The sequence below is a fragment of the Azospirillum sp. genome, assembly GCF_035628975.1.
GTDB lineage: Bacteria > Pseudomonadota > Alphaproteobacteria > Azospirillales > Azospirillaceae > Azospirillum.
On sequence record NZ_DASPIS010000050.1, the window covers coordinates 17527 to 31906 of the forward strand.

The window sequence follows — 14380 nt, forward strand, 5'->3', positions numbered from 1 at the left end:
CCGGACGAGCCCGGCGCCTGAACCTGCGCCGGGTTTTCGGCATTTGCGTGAAGGTCACGGATTGTCAGGCAGCTTGACCAATTGGTGAAATGGGCGGAAGCTTGCCGCCCATGGACTGGTTCACCGGGATCAGCATCGTCGCCATTGCGGCCGGCGTGACCATCAGCCTTGTCGTGCTGGTGGCCGTCGGGTCGATCCGCCGCAGCCTGAACGAGGCGTCGGCGCGCCAGTCCCAGCAAATCCGCAAGCTGACGGAGACGGTGGCGACCCTGTCTGCGCAGCATCAGGCGGCGCAGACCCGCATCCAGCAACTGACCGACGCCAACCGCAAGATGTCCGACGAGCTGACGGCTCTCGGCGAGCGGCTGAGCGATGCCGACACGGTCCAGCGCGTGGCCGGCACGGTGAGGCTTCTTCATTGACCGCAACACTGCTTTCCGACGCCGCCAGTCCCGAAGCCGCCCGCGAGCGCGACCGCTGGGCCGCCAGCGCCGACGCCTGGGACCGTTGGGCCGACCCGATGGCCGATCTGGCCGACAAGCTGAACCGCCCGCTGCTGGACGCCGCCGGACTGGCGGAGGGCGAACGTCTGCTCGATCTCGCGTCCGGTGCGGGAGAGCCGGCGCTGAGCGCCGCACGCCGGGCCGGGACGGATGGGCTGGTGGTCGGCAGCGATCTCGTTCCCGGCATGATGGCCGGCGCGGTCCGCCGTGCCCGCGGCGTCGATGGACCGGCGCCCGCCTTCACCGCGGCGGACATGACCGCCCTGCCCTTCGCCGATGCCGCCTTCGACCGAGTGACCTGCCGCTTCGGGATCATGTTCGTGCCGGCGGTGGAAGCCGCCCTGCGTGAGGTTCGTCGCGTGCTGCGTCCCGGCGGCAAGGCCGCCTTCATGGTGTGGGGGCCGCGCGCCGGCAATGGCCTGTTCGCCGAGATCGGCGATGTCGTGGCCGCCCATCTGGGCGAGGATGGCAGCCTGGACCCGCTGTTCCGCTTTGCCGAACCTGGACTGCTCGCCGATGCGATGCGGGCCGCGGGCTTCCGTGAGACAGCGGAGACCGACCTGACCCCGGTCCGCAAGGCACCGGCCGGCCAGCCCTTCTGGCGCGCCGCCCTGGACATGAGCTTCGGCCATCGGTTGGGCGGCCTGGACGCGGCACGGCGCGGCGCACTGGAGGCTGACATCGCACGGCGGTTCGACGCGCAGGCGGTGGACGGGATCGTGCCGGTGCCCTCGCATGCGCGGATCGTGGTGGGCTGGTAAGGCCGGCTTTAGCCGATGGTCCCTGAAAAGCAGAAAGGCCGGGCGAACGCCCGGCCTTTCCAATTCCGCACCACTTCTATTCAGGCGAAGGCCTTGTACGCGATCAGGGTGAAGGTGTCGCGCACCCCCGGCAAGGTCTGAACATGCTCGGTCACGAAGCGGCCGATGTCGTCGTCCTGCTTCAGATAGCACTTCATCAGCAGATCGTACTGGCCGGAGATGGAATGCACCTCCGACACCTGTTCGATCAGCTGCACGGCCTGATCGGCGACCTCATAGGCCTTGCCGAGATCGCATTTGACCATGACGAAGATGGTCTGCACGGGCTCAGCCCTCCTGCGACGAGTCGGTCGAGGTTTCGGCAGACGGACGCGGACGGGCGGAGCGCAGCATGAAGGCCGGCATATGGTCGCCGAAACCGATCACCGGCACGTCGTCATCGTCGTCGTCACGACGGCGGCGGCGGTCGCGATCACGATCACGGCGCGGATCGTTGCTGCGGCGCGCCTCGGCGGCGGCCAGCGATTCGCGGGGCTGACGCTCCTCGCGGACCGCACGGTCGTCGCGGGCAGCGCGCTCCTCACGGACGGGCCGTTCCTCGCGAACCGGCCGCTCCTCACGTACCGGCCGATCCTCGCGGGCGGCGCGCTCTTCGCGAGGCGCACGCTCCTCACGCGGGGCGCGCTCTTCGCGGCCGCCACGGGGCGGGCGGGCCTCCGACTTGGCAGCGCGGCCGCCACGGCCACGGCCGCGGCCGCGGGAGCTGCTGTCTTCCTCGCCGAACTCGGCCGTCTCCAGGCCGTCGATGGCGATCATGGGGATCTCCCGCTTGATGAGGCGCGCGATGGCGCCGACCAGTTTCGTGTCGTCGGGCGTGGCCAGCATGAAGGCGCGGCCCTGCTTGCCCGCGCGGCCGGTACGGCCGATGCGGTGGACGTAGTCGTCCGGCGTCAGCGGTACGTCGAAATTGAAGACGTGGCTGAGGCCCTGCACATCAATGCCGCGGGCGGCGACGTCGGAGCAGACCAGCAGCGTGATTTCACCCTGCTTGAAGCGCTCCAGCGTCTCGGTCCGCTTGGACTGAACCATGTCGCCATGCAGCGCGCCGACGTTGAAGCCGTGGCGTTCCAGCGACTTCTGCAGCACGGCGATGTCGCGCTTGCGGTTGCAGAAGATGAAGGCGTTCTTCACGTCCTCGGTCTGCAGCAGATGGCGCAGCGCCTTGCGCTTGTCCATCTCGTGCACCAGGACCATCGCCTGCGTCACCGTTTCCGCCGGCGAGGCGGGCGGCGCGACGCTGATCTCCATCGGATCGCTGAGGAAGGCATCGGCCAGGCGGCGGATTTCCGGCGGCATGGTCGCGGAGAAGAACAGGGTCTGGCGGTTCTTCGGCAGCTTGCTGACGATACGCTCGATATCGGGGATGAAGCCCATGTCGAGCATACGGTCGGCCTCGTCGATGACGAAGACCTTGATGTCGTTCAGCATGATGTTGCCGCGCTCGAACAGGTCGATCAGACGACCCGGAGTCGCGATCAGCACATCCACGCCGCGGTCGAGCTTCTTCACCTGTTCGGTGAAGGTCTCGCCGCCGATCAGCAGCGCCATGCTGAGCTTGTGGTGCTTGCCGTAGGTCTCGAAGCTTTCCGACACCTGGGCAGCCAGCTCGCGCGTCGGCTCCAGGATCAGAGACCGCGGCATCCGCGCCCGGGCACGGCCCGACGCCAGGATGTCGATCATGGGCAAGGTGAAGCTCGCCGTCTTGCCGGTGCCCGTCTGCGCGCAGCCCAGCACGTCGCGGCGTTGCAGGACACAGGGAATTGCCTGTTCCTGAATGGGCGTCGGTTGGGTGTAACCCTTGTCCTCGATGGCGCGCAGGACGTCAGGGCCAAGCCCAAGTTCCGAAAAAAGCATCCAACCTGTTTCTGTTCTGGAGTGCGCAAATCGAGCGATCATCGCCCGATGCCTGGATGAGGCCGAAGAATAGGTAGACAAAGCGCCATGTCAATAGATCCGATGTTCCGAAACCGAAAATAGGCGCGAAAACACGCCGCGTTGGCGAAATCGATCCCCTGCGCTAGGCTGTCCGACGGCGTTGCTGCGAGTCGCGGCCATTGCCGGCGCCCTGAACAAGGGCGCCAAGCCCCAAATGGAGCGGTCGAGTGCATTTGATGATTCTTCGTGCCCAGGAATCGGTGCTGGTGGTGGTCGACGTCCAGGAACGCCTGCTGCCGGCCATTCACGAATCCGAACGCGTCGTCCGGCATGCCGGGATGCTGTTGAAGGCTGCGGCCGCCCTGTCCGTGCCGGTGCTGGTGACGGAGCAGTATCCCCGCGGCCTCGGGCCGACGGTGGAGGCCGTGCGCGCCCACCTGCCGCCCGGGACCCCGGTGATCGAGAAGATCACCTTCGGCTGCACCGGCGAACCGGCCTTCAACGCCGCGGTGGAGGAACTGAAGCGCCCGCAGATCGTGCTTTGCGGGACGGAGGCGCATGTCTGCGTGATGCAGACGGCGCTGGGACTGCGCCAGCAGGGCCATGCGGTCTATCTGGTCGCCGATGCGGTGTCCTCGCGCACTCCCGCCAACCATGCCGCGGCGCTGGAGCGGATGCGTGCCGCCGGCGTCACCATCGTCACCACCGAGATGGTGTTGTTCGAGTGGATGGAACGGGCCGGCACGCCGGTCTTCAAGGTCGTCAGTGCCCTAGTCAAGTGATCGCAGGAGAAGCCCGATGCCGAACAGCCGCCCGTCCGGCCGCCCTGCCCTGATCCTGCTGCCCGGCATGCCGCTGGATGCGGCGCTGTGGGACCATCAGGTCCGCCACCTCGCCGACGTCGCAGATCCGGAGGTGGTCGAACTGGCGGAATGCGGATCCATCGCCGCCATGGCCGACAAGGTGCTGGCGACGGCGCCGGACCGGTTCGCCGTCGCCGGCCTGTCGATGGGCGGCTATGTCGCCCTGGAGATCCTCCGCCGCTCGCCGGAGCGGGTGGACAGGCTGGCGCTGCTCGACACCAATGCCCGTGCCGACACGACGGAGGCGACCGCCACCCGGCGCGAGGCGGTGGCGCTCGCCCGCCAGGGCCGCTACGGGCAGGTGATCCGCGCCGCCCTGCCCCGCCTGATCCACCCCGGCCGCATGGCCGACGACGCCTTCGTCCGGTCGGTGCTGGATCAAATGGAGCGGGTGGGCGTCGACGGCTATGCCCGCGAGCAGGAGGCGATCATCAACCGTGCGGACAGCCGGCCCGGCCTCGCCGCCATCCGCTGCCCCGCGCTTGTGGTCTGCGGACGCCAGGATGCGCTGACCCCGCCCGCCCTGCACGAAGAGATGGCGGACGCCATCCCCAGCGCGAGGCTGGTGCTGGTCGAGGACTGCGGGCACCTGTCGGCGATGGAACAGCCGCAGGCGGTGACCGCGCTGATGCGCGACTGGCTGCTGCGGGACTGACGGCCCGGGACTGCCGGCCCGCGACTGGCGTCAGCAGTCGATGGCGCCGCAGAACAGGTCGGCCCGCCGGCTGGGGAACAGGGTGAAGGTCATGTCGCTGATCAGGCTGCGGAAATCGGGATCGTCCGGCCCCTGCGGCCGGTCGAGCCAGCCGGTGGCCGAGGTCAGCGCCCCGCCGGAGCGGCAGAACGCCCCCTGCACGACGATGGGTCCGCCCGGCGGCGATGTCGGGATCGGCCCGTCCGTGCAGAGCGACGAGTTCAGCATGTTCTCCGCGACGTTGAAGGCCAGCACCACCTTGTAATCCCGCCGTGCCGTCTCGTTCGGCGTGGTGGTGAGGTTGGTCTTCACCCCGGACACGCGGTTCTGCATGTGGGGCAGGACCTTCTCGGCGAACCGCTCCGGCGGCAGGCCGAAGGGATCGCCATGCAGGACCACCCGCAGGTCGCGGTTCCCCGCCGCATAGGAGACCTCGCTGCGCGTGTAGGCCGGAGCCGGTTCGCTCGCCACCACCCTCTCGTTGGAGCAGGCGGCGAGGACCGAGGCACCCAGCAGAAGGGCGGCGAGCGGCGGGAGCATGCGCATGATCGGATCGTCCGTTGGTATCGCTGGGCGGGATATGGGGAGCGGTTGCCTGATGGGCGAGTGCTCCCCTGCCCCATGGACAGGATCCGTTACATGTCCCGCAGCCATTTGTCCGCAGCGCGGGCGATCAGGCCCGGATAGTCGGGACGCTCCGGCCCGAGCAGGGGAAGGCCGAACTCCGCGACGATGCGTGCGACCGTCGCCTCGGTCAACCCCACCCCCAACGTCCGGGCGCGGCGGGCGATGGCCAGTTCCTGGCCCCAGACATAGACCCGCCGCGCGCCGGTGTTGCGCGCCATGACCCGGGACTGCTCCATCCGCTCGTCGCCGTTGATCGGCAGCCAGATGTCGGTCATCAGCGTGTCGGCCGGTTCCTCGGTTCGGAATTCCAGCGCATCGGCATTGACGAGGATGATCTTCGCCACGGCTTCGGCCGGAAGCTGGGCGAACAGGCCGATGCGCCGATTGACCTCGATCACGTCGGGGTCGAGTTCGACCACGGTGACCCGCGTCACTTCCGGCCGCAGCGCCGCATTCACCGCCGCCCAGCCCATGCCCATGCCCATCACCACCGTATGACCGGTGGCGGCGCGGACGCCGATCTCCTGGCTCTCGATTTCCATCGGCGTCATCGACATCCAGCAGCGGGGGTCGCCATCCGCCTCGCGCCTGAACAGGGCGGCGGTGCCGGTCGTCATCAGCGCAGGGCTCCAATAGCCGGAGCTCACCAGCATCGGCGCCACCCGCAACTGCCAGCGCCCGACCTCGCAAGGCTGATAGCGCGGCACGAACAGGTCGGTGGTGAATGGGGTGAGCGACGACAGCGCGGCGGCGAGCATCTCGGGCGGGATGGCGTCATCCGGAATCTGCGCTCCGGGGAAGGCTAAGGGGTGCATGCGTCTCCTGCGGGGTCGGGGCCATTGTCCGCGAGAGGTTCTCGGGAGCGGCAGCTTCCGGAATGATAGACCAGGGACGGCATTCCCCATAACCGTGAATTTTCAACGGGAACTTCCACCCGAAGCTAGCTCGGGTCGGGGCTTCCCGCGTCATCGTCCGGACTAAGGCCCGTACGAAGGTACTCGTACGCGCGCCATCGCTCGTCATGAGGCATCCGTGCCCGCCGCAAAGGCTCGGCTTCGACGAACAGCATCCGGCGCCGGAATGCCATCGGGCTTTCGACCAGCAGAATCGGCTTCTCCGCCTGCGCGCCCGGCGGGAACCAGGGGCGCCGAAGGAAGCGGCAGGGCTCGTCGGTCCAATCCGGAGGCGGGCCGAGGTGCCAGCGGCGCACCAGATGTTCGCCGACCGCGCCGGCATAGGCGTCGAATACACCGTCGCCGAGCTGTTCCGGCGGTTCCTGGACACGGGCGTATCGGCTGCCCGCATCGTGATCCATGTAGAATTCGTCGAGGAACTCGCCCAACGCCACCGAGAATGCCTGCCGTCCGGACCTATAGCGTTGGATGGCCTCGGCCAGCGTTCCAGGACGGCGGTTCAGGTCGTCGGTCATCTTCGCACTCCCGGACGGCATAACCTTGAACGATGTCCTCGATCTTTGCAGCGATTCGCGCGTTAATTCCGGGAACTTGCGGATAGCAGAGCGTGACGAGTTCGGCCAGCTGCTCATTCGTCACCAAGCCGGTCACTTCCATCAGGAAGTAGAGGTCCCGCCTGTCCCGCGCCACTCCTTCAGGATCGTCAAGCCGGTTGGCAAGCAACTTCATCGCCAGCATGTATTCCGGTGTGGGCAGGTAAACGCGAAGTCCGATCTGTCCTTTTCTGGGATATTCGCCGAACGGCAGCAGGTTCGGCTGAGGATTTCCCTTCGGCGGAGCGACGCTCTTCACCGCCTGATTGAGCCAGTCGTCGGGAAGACCGAGACGGCGTCCAACGGCATCTGCCAATTCGTAACCGCGGCTGCGCTCTCTGAGGAACACCGCGTCGACATCTCGTGTCACGTCGCGGATGTTGCCGGCCAGCAGAAGGCATGACCCACCATAGACGGCGATGTCGATGACCTTGCCGTCCAGTGCGGCAAGGTCACCCATCATTTCAAACGCCTGTTCCAGCAGGTCCCTCGACAGCTCCACGAAGCCTCCGCTGATCCCGCATCCCGGTACGGAGGGAACATTCCCGCCATCACACGTCGATGTCGTCCGCCTTCACGAACTTCGCGTTGTCCTGGATGAAGCGGAAGCGAAGCTCGGCTTTCTTGCCCATCAACTCCTCGACGAGGGAGCGGGTGCGCTCGAATTCCGGCTTTTCTTCCGGATCGGCGGCATTGGGCACCACCACGCGCAGCAGCGAGCGCTTGGAGGGGTCCATCGTCGTGTCGCGCAGCTGGGCCGGCATCATCTCGCCCAGGCCCTTGAAGCGGCTGATGTCGGGCTTCTTGCCCTTGAACATCTTCGACAGCAGCTCGTCCTTGTGGGCGTCGTCGCGGGCGTAGACCTGCTTGTTGCCATGGCTGAGGCGGTAGAGCGGCGGCAGGGCGAGATACAGGTGGCCTTCCTGGATCAGGCCCGGCATCTCGCGGTAAAAGAACGTCATCAGCAGCGAGGCGATGTGGGCGCCGTCCACGTCGGCGTCCGTCATGATGATGACCCGCTCGTAGCGCAGCTTGTCGGTCGAGAAGTCCTTGCCGATGCCGCAGCCCAATGCCTGGGTCAGGTCGTTCAGCTCCTGGTTGGCCTTCATCTTGTCGACGGACGCGCTGGCGACGTTCAGGATCTTGCCGCGCAGCGGCAGGATGGCCTGGGTCTCGCGCTGCCGCGCCTGCTTGGCGGAGCCGCCGGCCGAGTCGCCCTCCACCAGGAACAGTTCGGTGCCCTCCGGGGAGTTGCGCGAGCAGTCCGCCAGCTTGCCGGGCAGGCGCAGGCGGCGGGTGGCCGACTTGCGCGTCATCTCCTTGGACTGCTTGCGGCGCGCCCGCTCTTCCGCCTTTTCGATCAGGCGCTCCAGCAGGGCGTTGGCGCTCTGCGGATCGCCGGACAGCCAATGGTCGAAATGGTCCTTCACCGCGGTCTCGACGAGGCGCTGGGCCTCCGCCGTCACCAGCTTTTCCTTGGTCTGGCCCTGAAAATGCGGTTCGCGGATGAAGACCGACAGCAGGATGCAGGCGTCGCCCATCACGTCGTCGGCGGTCACCTGCCCGGCGCGCTTGTTGTTCGTCAGCTCGCCATAGGCTTTCAGGCCGCGGGTCAGCGCGGTGCGCAAGCCGGCCTCATGCGTGCCGCCCTGGGGGGTCGGCACGGTGTTGCAGTAGGTGTGCGAAAAGCCTTCATCATCATCCGGCCACGCCACCGCCCATTCCACCCGGCCCTGGCCGTTGGGGAAGTCGAGCGCACCGGCGAAGGGCGCCCGCGTCAGCGTCTTGCGGTCCTTCAGCGCGGCGGTCAGGTAATCCTGCAGGCCGCCCGGGAAATGCAGGGTCTCCGATGCCGGCGTGGTGGCGTCGACCGACAGCAGCGCCGGATCGCAGCTCCACCGGATCTCGACCCCGCGGAAGAGATAGGCCTTGGAGCGCGCCAGCCGGTACAGCCGGTGCGGTTCGAAATGAGCGGTCTCGCCGAAGATCTCCGCATCCGCATGGAAGCGGATGGTGGTTCCGCGCCGGTTGACGTTGCCGCGGTGGGCCAGCGGCCCCTGCGGCAGGCCGCGGCTGTACTCCTGAACGTAGAGCTGCTTTTCGCGGGCGATCTCGACGGTCAGCCGGTCCGACAGGGCGTTCACCACCGACAGGCCGACGCCGTGCAGGCCGCCCGAGGTCTGGTAGACCTTGTTGGAGAATTTGCCGCCGGAGTGCAGCGTGGTCATGATGACCTCCAACGCCGACTTGCCCGGATATTTCGGGTGGTCGTCGATGGGGATGCCGCGCCCGTTGTCGCGCACCATCACCGTGCCGTCGGCCGCCAACTCCAGGTCGATGCGGCTGGCATGTCCAGCCACCGCCTCGTCCATGGCGTTGTCCAGGACCTCCGCCACCAGATGGTGCAGCGCACGGTCGTCGGTGCCGCCGATATACATGCCCGGCCGGCGCCGGACGGGCTCCAGCCCTTCCAGAACCTCGATATCCTGGGCGGAGTAGCTGTCGGCCTTGGGGGCCGTGTTCTCGAAAAGATCGCTCATGACGGGATGATAGGAATTTCGTCAGGGGTGCGCAAGCGCATCCTGTGCCGTTTATAGTGCGATGCCACAAGCTTTTGTGCAGGAAATTTTCGTGACGCCGGAGGAAGCATGAGCGCAGCGCACGCATACGACTTCGACAATGGCCCTGCCCTGCGGGCCATCGCGATGCCGGCGGACACCAATCCGAACGGCGACATCTTTGGCGGCTGGCTGCTGGCGCAGATGGATCTGGCCGGCGGCACGGTGGCGGTGCGGCGCAGCCACGGCCGCGTCGCCACCGTTGGAATCGAGGCGATGACCTTCCACAAGCCGGTCTTCGTCGGCGACGAGGTCAGTTGCTTCGCCCGGATCGAGAAGGTCGGCCGCACCTCGCTGCGCGTCCGCATCGAGACCTGGGTGCGGCGCGAACGCTCCGGCTCCGACCCCATCAAGGTTACGGAAGGCGTGTTCACCTACGTCGCCATCGGCGAGGACCGCAAGCCGCGCGAAGTGCCGCCGGAGTGAGGCCCGTCAGGCCGTTGGCGCCTTGACGAAATGCTGGTGGCCGTGATCGCACTGGCCGCGGGCATGCTTGTCGTCGCAGCTTTCGCCGGAGGTCAGGCCGATCCAGCCATGCAGTGTGGTGGGGTCGAAGCCGGCCTCGCGGCGGTCGCCGACCTGGATCAGCGGGCGGCGGATCAGATCGCGGTCGGCCAGCATCGCGGACAGTGCGGCGGTCTCGTCGAGAGCATCGGGTTTGACGGCGCCTGACTTCACTGCGGCGGCGCGGCGGTTGAACCACGCATCGACCTCCTTGTCGCCGAAGAAGGCGCGGAGGTCGTCAGCCGTCAACTCGGCGGTGGCAAGGTCACGTTCGACCAGCGTGTGGCCGGCGGCGGTCAGTTGCTGCTTCTGCTTGGCGTTCGCCGGGCAACCGGCCATTCCGTAGAAAATCACCTCGGCCATGGGGCACTCCGCTGTCGGGGGGACGGACCTGACCGGGAAGCAATCAGGACCGATTTCGTCCAGTCTAACGGCAGCGCAGCATGAAAATGGGCGCGACGGAATGCCGCGTCCACATTTTTTATATGGGTATTCCGAACCGGCCCGCGAGGCTCACTTCTGCAGGCGCTTCAGGGAGTCCTCGACATACTGGTTGGTGTAGGTCCGGGACAGGTCGATGCCGGCCGACGCGACCGCCGGATCGAAGGCCTTCAGCACCTTCAGCGCGGCATCGGCACCAGCCTGGGTAAAGCGGCCGTCGGGCGAATAGGTCGGCTTCGAATGCTCGAAGGCCTGGGCATAGAGCGACTTGTTGCCCAGGAAATACTCCTCCGGCAGCACCTTCAGCACATCGTCCGTGCTGGCCTTGTTCAGCCACAGCATGGTGCGGACGAACACGTCGGTCAGCGCCTGCGTGGTCTTCGGGTTTTCCTTGATGAAGTCCGGCTTCATGTAGAGCACCGCGGCGGGATAGGGACCGCCATAGACGTCCAGGGTGCCCTTTTCCGTCCGGGTGTCGAGCAGGACGGTGATGTCGCCGTCTGCCTGCGCCTGGCTGATCACCGGGTCCAGATTGACGATGGCGTCGATTTCCCCGCGCTTGATCGCGGCGATGGCGCTGGGACCGCCGCCGACGCCGATGACCGACGCATCCTCCGGCTTCATGCCCATGGAGGTCAGAACATGGTTCAGCATGAAGTTGGTGGAGGAGCCGGGGGCGGTCACGCCGACCTTCTTGCCCTTCAGATCCTTGACCGACTTGATGGTGCCGGCCTTGTTGACGGCGGCCAGCACGATGCCGGGATAACGGCCGAGCTGGGCCACCGCCACGATGGGCTGGCTCTTGGCCTGCATCTGGATGGTATGGTCGTAGGCGCCGGTTACCACGTCGGCCGATCCGCCGATCAGGGCCTGCAGGCTCTTGGCACCGCCGCCGAAGTCGCTGATCTCGACGTTCAGACCGGCTTCCTTGAAGTAGCCCAGCCGTTCGGCGAGCGTCAGCGGCAGGTAATAGAGCAGCGGCTTGCCGCCGACGGCGATCTTGATGTCGGCCCTCTCAAGCTTGTCCTGCGCCGCGGCCGGTCCGGCCGTTCCCAACGTCATGACGATCGCGGCGGCCGCGATCAGCGATTTGAACGTCATTGGTTTCCTCCCCCAGTTGGATTTCCTTAAAGGAACTCAGTGCTGCCCGCCGCTGGTGTCCTGCGGGCGCCAGTGCAGAAGCCGCTTCTCGATCATGGTGACGGCGGCATCGATCAGGACGACGAAGATCGTCAGCACCAGCATGCCGGAGAAGACACCGACCGTGTCGAACACCCCTTCCGCCTGATGGATGCGGTAACCGAGCCCGGCGGCGGAGCCCAGATACTCGCCCACCACCGCACCGACCATGGCGAAGCCGACGGCGGTGTGCAGCGAGGAGAAGACCCAGGACAGGGCCGAGGGCAGATAGACATGCCGGAACAGGTCGCGGGAGCTGGCGCCCAGCATGCGGGCATTGGCCAGCACCACCGGGCTGACCTCCTTCACGCCCTGGTAGACGTTGAAGAAGACGATGAAGAAGACCAGCGTCACCCCCAGCGCCACCTTCGACCAGATGCCGAGCCCGAGCCACAGCGCGAAGATCGGCGCCAGGACCACGCGGGGCAGCGCGTTGATCGCCTTGATGTAGGGGTCGAAGACGAGGGACACCAACGGCGCGCGGGCGAACCAGAAGCCGAAGGCGATACCCGCGACCGTGCCGATGACGAAGGCCAGCGCCGTCTCCAGCAGCGTGATGCCCAGGTGATACCAGATGACGCCCGAGACGAAATCCGCCCAGGTGCGGGCCAGCACCGCCCCCGGCGTGCCGAAGAAGAACGGGCTGAGGATCTTGGTGTCGGTCAGCACGTGCCAGATCAGAAAGAAGGCGATCAGGACGCCCAGCTGAAGCAGCAGGATGACCGGGCGGCTGGGCAGGCGTTTGGCATGGGATCTCATGATGTCGTCACCGCAGCTTGGTCTGGGCGTAGCCCTTCAGAACTTCGTCGCGCAGCTGGCCCCAGATTTCCTTGTGAAGGGCCAGGAACTGCGGCGTCATGCGGATTTCCGCCACGTCGCGCGGTCGGTCCAGGTCGATGCGGTACTCGCCGATCAGCCGGGCGCCGGGACCGGCGGACAGCACCAACACCCGGTCGGACATGGCGATCGCCTCCTCCAGGTCGTGGGTGATGAAGACCACCGACTTGCGGTCCGCCGCCCACAGGTCGAGCAGTTCGTTCTCCATCATCTGGCGGGTCTGGACGTCGAGCGCCGAGAAGGGCTCGTCCATCAGGATGATCTTGGGATCGACGATCAGCGTCTGGGCCAGCGCCACGCGCTTGCGCATGCCGCCCGACAGCTGGTGCGGAAACCGGTCGCCGAACCCCTCCAGCCCGACGCGGGACAGCCAGGGCAGCGCGCGCTCCCGCGCCTCCGCCTTGGAAACACCGCGGAACTCCAGCCCGGCGGCGACATTGTCGAGCGCCGATTTCCAGGGCATCAGCGCCTCGGCCTGGAACATGTAGCCGGCCTTGGGATTGATGCCGGTCACCGGCTGCCCGAAGGACAGCGCGCGGCCCTCGCTGGGCTTCAGCAGGCCGGCGGCGACGTTCAGCATCGTCGACTTGCCGCTGCCGGTCGGGCCGACGATCGACACGAACTCCCCGTCCGCGACGGTGAAGCTGGCTCCCTGTACGGCAGTATAGGAACGTCCCCGGCCGTCGGGTGAGGGAAAGGTGCAGGTCACGCCGTCCAGCTGGAGGGCGGGCGCCGCGGCGGCCTCGGCCATATCGGTGTGGTCCTTATCGTTCGGGCGGATCACTTTGGTTAGGAAGCCATACTGTCCGAACTTCCTGCTATCGGCAACCGATTGAGATCACCGTCAAATCCCAAGGGAGCCATTCCGCAAACGCACCGCTTACGGTGTCAAAGAAGGGACCGCGGGCGTTAAGGGTTGCCGCGGCGGCGGCATGTCCCGCATCAATGTCATAGACCGAAAGCCAGTCCCTATCTTTTCGCGGAGCCGAGATGCCCACGCTGCCGAAACGCCCGATGATTGCGCTTGCCGTCCTGGCCGCCCTGCTGGCCGCATGGCTCGGATTCGCGGCGTGGTACGATCACAGCCAGCGGGCGGACGAACAGCCGGCAACCTACAGCGCGCTGATCGAACGGGCGGGCCGTGGCGAGATCGAGTCCGTCACCTTCTCCAGCGGCACGGGCCATGCGGTCGCCACCGACGGCAGCCGATATCGCATCGTGATGCCGGTCACCGACGACCTGCTGAAGGAGATGCGCAGCCACAAGGTCGCCATCGCCTTCGACGAGGGGCCGGACGGGCTGATGGCGCAGACGGTCCGCGTGCTCGACCGCACGGCTCCCTTCCTGGTGGTGGCCCTGCTGATCGGCGGGCTGCTGCTCAGCGGCGGTCAGTTCTTCGGCATGGGACGCGCCACCCGCGTGCGCCCGGAGGACACCAACACCGTGTTCGCCGACGTGGCGGGCGTGGACGAGGCGAAGGAGGAGCTGCGCGAAACGGTGCAGTTCCTGAAGGATCCGCGCCGCTTCGCCATGGCCGGCGCCCGCGTGCCCAAGGGCATCCTGCTGGTCGGCCCGCCCGGCACCGGAAAGACCATGCTGGCCAAGGCCGCGGCGGGCGAGGCCGGCGTGCCCTTCTTCGCCGCATCGGGTTCCGATTTCGTCGAGATGTTCGTCGGATTGGGCGCGGCGCGCGTCCGCAGCCTGTTCAAGACCGCCCGCGCCAGCGCGCCCTGCATCCTGTTCATCGACGAGATCGACGCGCTGGCCGGCAAGCGCGGCGAATCGAACAGCCATTCGGAACGCGAGCAGACGCTGAACCAGCTGCTGGTCGAGATGGACGGCATCGTCGAGGGCGGCGACGTGGTGGTGATCGCCGCCACCAACCGGTCGGAGATGCTGGACGCCGCGGTG

The 14380-nt window shown here is 67.0% G+C and carries 17 protein-coding genes; 6 read left to right on the top strand and 11 right to left on the bottom strand.

The features are described from left to right. Positions 1-110: 110 nt before the first annotated feature. Entirely contained in the window at positions 111-422 is a 312-nt protein-coding gene (locus tag VD964_RS11575; protein ID WP_324868703.1) for a hypothetical protein, read from the top strand. Next, positions 419-1264 carry a class I SAM-dependent methyltransferase gene (locus VD964_RS11580; RefSeq protein WP_324868705.1) on the top strand — a complete coding sequence of 282 codons (846 nt, stop codon included), beginning with the start codon at positions 419-421 and terminating at the stop codon, positions 1262-1264. Before VD964_RS11575 ends, VD964_RS11580 begins: the two co-directional genes overlap by 4 nt. 80 nt (positions 1265-1344) lie before the next feature. Here the strand turns inward: VD964_RS11580 and VD964_RS11585 are convergent, their stop codons facing one another. Next, entirely contained in the window at positions 1345-1587 is a 243-nt protein-coding gene (locus VD964_RS11585; RefSeq protein WP_045580201.1) for an Lrp/AsnC ligand binding domain-containing protein, read from the bottom strand. 4 nt (positions 1588-1591) lie between these two features. Beyond that, on the bottom strand, positions 1592-3178 hold the full coding sequence (locus tag VD964_RS11590) for a DEAD/DEAH box helicase (protein WP_324868708.1): 1587 nt from the start codon (positions 3176-3178) through the stop codon (positions 1592-1594). 257 nt (positions 3179-3435) lie between these two features. On the opposite strand from VD964_RS11590, the gene VD964_RS11595 reads away from it, so the two are divergent. Both VD964_RS11595 and VD964_RS11600 read left to right on the top strand, forming a co-directional pair. Continuing rightward, positions 3436-3981 carry a hydrolase gene (locus tag VD964_RS11595; RefSeq protein WP_324868711.1) on the top strand — a complete coding sequence of 182 codons (546 nt, stop codon included), beginning with the start codon at positions 3436-3438 and terminating at the stop codon, positions 3979-3981. A 16-nt stretch (positions 3982-3997) separates the two neighbouring features. Beyond that, positions 3998-4717, top strand: a complete 720-nt coding sequence (locus tag VD964_RS11600; RefSeq protein ID WP_324868713.1) for an alpha/beta fold hydrolase — start codon at positions 3998-4000, stop codon at positions 4715-4717. A gap of 30 nt (positions 4718-4747) precedes the next feature. Here VD964_RS11600 and VD964_RS11605 read toward each other — a convergent pair whose 3' ends face one another. The 5 genes from VD964_RS11605 to parE all read right to left on the bottom strand — a co-directional run bounded on the left by VD964_RS11605 (position 4748) and on the right by parE (position 9430). Continuing rightward, positions 4748-5302 carry a hypothetical protein gene (locus VD964_RS11605; RefSeq protein WP_324868715.1) on the bottom strand — a complete coding sequence of 185 codons (555 nt, stop codon included), beginning with the start codon at positions 5300-5302 and terminating at the stop codon, positions 4748-4750. A gap of 89 nt (positions 5303-5391) precedes the next feature. Beyond that, on the bottom strand, positions 5392-6198 hold the full coding sequence (locus VD964_RS11610; RefSeq protein WP_324868717.1) for a hypothetical protein: 807 nt from the start codon (positions 6196-6198) through the stop codon (positions 5392-5394). 125 nt (positions 6199-6323) lie between these two features. Continuing rightward, positions 6324-6812 carry a hypothetical protein gene (locus tag VD964_RS11615; protein WP_324868719.1) on the bottom strand — a complete coding sequence of 163 codons (489 nt, stop codon included), beginning with the start codon at positions 6810-6812 and terminating at the stop codon, positions 6324-6326. Further along, the gene (locus VD964_RS11620; protein WP_324868721.1) at positions 6754-7392 is read right to left on the bottom strand and encodes a hypothetical protein; all 639 of its coding nucleotides are present in this window, start codon (positions 7390-7392) and stop codon (positions 6754-6756) included. The genes VD964_RS11615 and VD964_RS11620 overlap by 59 nt, the downstream gene beginning before the upstream one ends. Positions 7393-7441: 49 nt before the next feature. Beyond that, entirely contained in the window at positions 7442-9430 is a 1989-nt protein-coding gene (gene parE / locus VD964_RS11625; RefSeq protein ID WP_324868723.1) for a DNA topoisomerase IV subunit B, read from the bottom strand. Positions 9431-9538: 108 nt separating this feature from the next. Between parE and VD964_RS11630 the strand changes: the two genes are divergently transcribed. Then, entirely contained in the window at positions 9539-9934 is a 396-nt protein-coding gene (locus VD964_RS11630) for an acyl-CoA thioesterase (protein WP_149221828.1), read from the top strand. Positions 9935-9940: 6 nt separating this feature from the next. Here VD964_RS11630 and VD964_RS11635 read toward each other — a convergent pair whose 3' ends face one another. The 4 genes from VD964_RS11635 to VD964_RS11650 all read right to left on the bottom strand — a co-directional run bounded on the left by VD964_RS11635 (position 9941) and on the right by VD964_RS11650 (position 13220). Further along, positions 9941-10375, bottom strand: a complete 435-nt coding sequence (locus tag VD964_RS11635) for an ArsC/Spx/MgsR family protein (protein ID WP_324868727.1) — start codon at positions 10373-10375, stop codon at positions 9941-9943. A 150-nt stretch (positions 10376-10525) separates the two neighbouring features. Further along, positions 10526-11554 carry an ABC transporter substrate-binding protein gene (locus VD964_RS11640; protein ID WP_324868729.1) on the bottom strand — a complete coding sequence of 343 codons (1029 nt, stop codon included), beginning with the start codon at positions 11552-11554 and terminating at the stop codon, positions 10526-10528. 36 nt (positions 11555-11590) lie between these two features. Beyond that, entirely contained in the window at positions 11591-12391 is an 801-nt protein-coding gene (locus tag VD964_RS11645; RefSeq protein WP_324868731.1) for an ABC transporter permease, read from the bottom strand. A gap of 7 nt (positions 12392-12398) precedes the next feature. Beyond that, positions 12399-13220, bottom strand: a complete 822-nt coding sequence (locus VD964_RS11650; protein ID WP_324868733.1) for an ABC transporter ATP-binding protein — start codon at positions 13218-13220, stop codon at positions 12399-12401. 239 nt (positions 13221-13459) lie between these two features. On the opposite strand from VD964_RS11650, the gene VD964_RS11655 reads away from it, so the two are divergent. Then, the coding region (locus tag VD964_RS11655; protein ID WP_324868735.1) for an AAA family ATPase at positions 13460-14380 on the top strand (921 nt) is incomplete at its 3' end.

What these genes read in the sequence shown, in the direction of transcription:
- VD964_RS11645 (WP_324868731.1), bottom strand. Translation starts at nt 12,391, where the DNA reads ATGAGATCCCATGCCAAACGCCTGCCCAGCCGCCCGGTCATCCTGCTG.
- parE (WP_324868723.1), bottom strand. Translation starts at nt 9,430, where the DNA reads ATGAGCGATCTTTTCGAGAACACGGCCCCCAAGGCCGACAGCTACTCC.
- VD964_RS11605 (WP_324868715.1), bottom strand. Translation starts at nt 5,302, where the DNA reads ATGCGCATGCTCCCGCCGCTCGCCGCCCTTCTGCTGGGTGCCTCGGTC.
- VD964_RS11590 (WP_324868708.1), bottom strand. Translation starts at nt 3,178, where the DNA reads ATGCTTTTTTCGGAACTTGGGCTTGGCCCTGACGTCCTGCGCGCCATC.
- VD964_RS11650 (WP_324868733.1), bottom strand. Translation starts at nt 13,220, where the DNA reads ATGGCCGAGGCCGCCGCGGCGCCCGCCCTCCAGCTGGACGGCGTGACC.
- VD964_RS11595 (WP_324868711.1), top strand. Translation starts at nt 3,436, where the DNA reads ATGATTCTTCGTGCCCAGGAATCGGTGCTGGTGGTGGTCGACGTCCAG.
- VD964_RS11600 (WP_324868713.1), top strand. Translation starts at nt 3,998, where the DNA reads ATGCCGAACAGCCGCCCGTCCGGCCGCCCTGCCCTGATCCTGCTGCCC.
- VD964_RS11635 (WP_324868727.1), bottom strand. Translation starts at nt 10,375, where the DNA reads ATGGCCGAGGTGATTTTCTACGGAATGGCCGGTTGCCCGGCGAACGCC.
- VD964_RS11615 (WP_324868719.1), bottom strand. Translation starts at nt 6,812, where the DNA reads ATGACCGACGACCTGAACCGCCGTCCTGGAACGCTGGCCGAGGCCATC.
- VD964_RS11610 (WP_324868717.1), bottom strand. Translation starts at nt 6,198, where the DNA reads ATGCACCCCTTAGCCTTCCCCGGAGCGCAGATTCCGGATGACGCCATC.
- VD964_RS11630 (WP_149221828.1), top strand. Translation starts at nt 9,539, where the DNA reads ATGAGCGCAGCGCACGCATACGACTTCGACAATGGCCCTGCCCTGCGG.
- VD964_RS11575 (WP_324868703.1), top strand. Translation starts at nt 111, where the DNA reads ATGGACTGGTTCACCGGGATCAGCATCGTCGCCATTGCGGCCGGCGTG.
- VD964_RS11640 (WP_324868729.1), bottom strand. Translation starts at nt 11,554, where the DNA reads ATGACGTTCAAATCGCTGATCGCGGCCGCCGCGATCGTCATGACGTTG.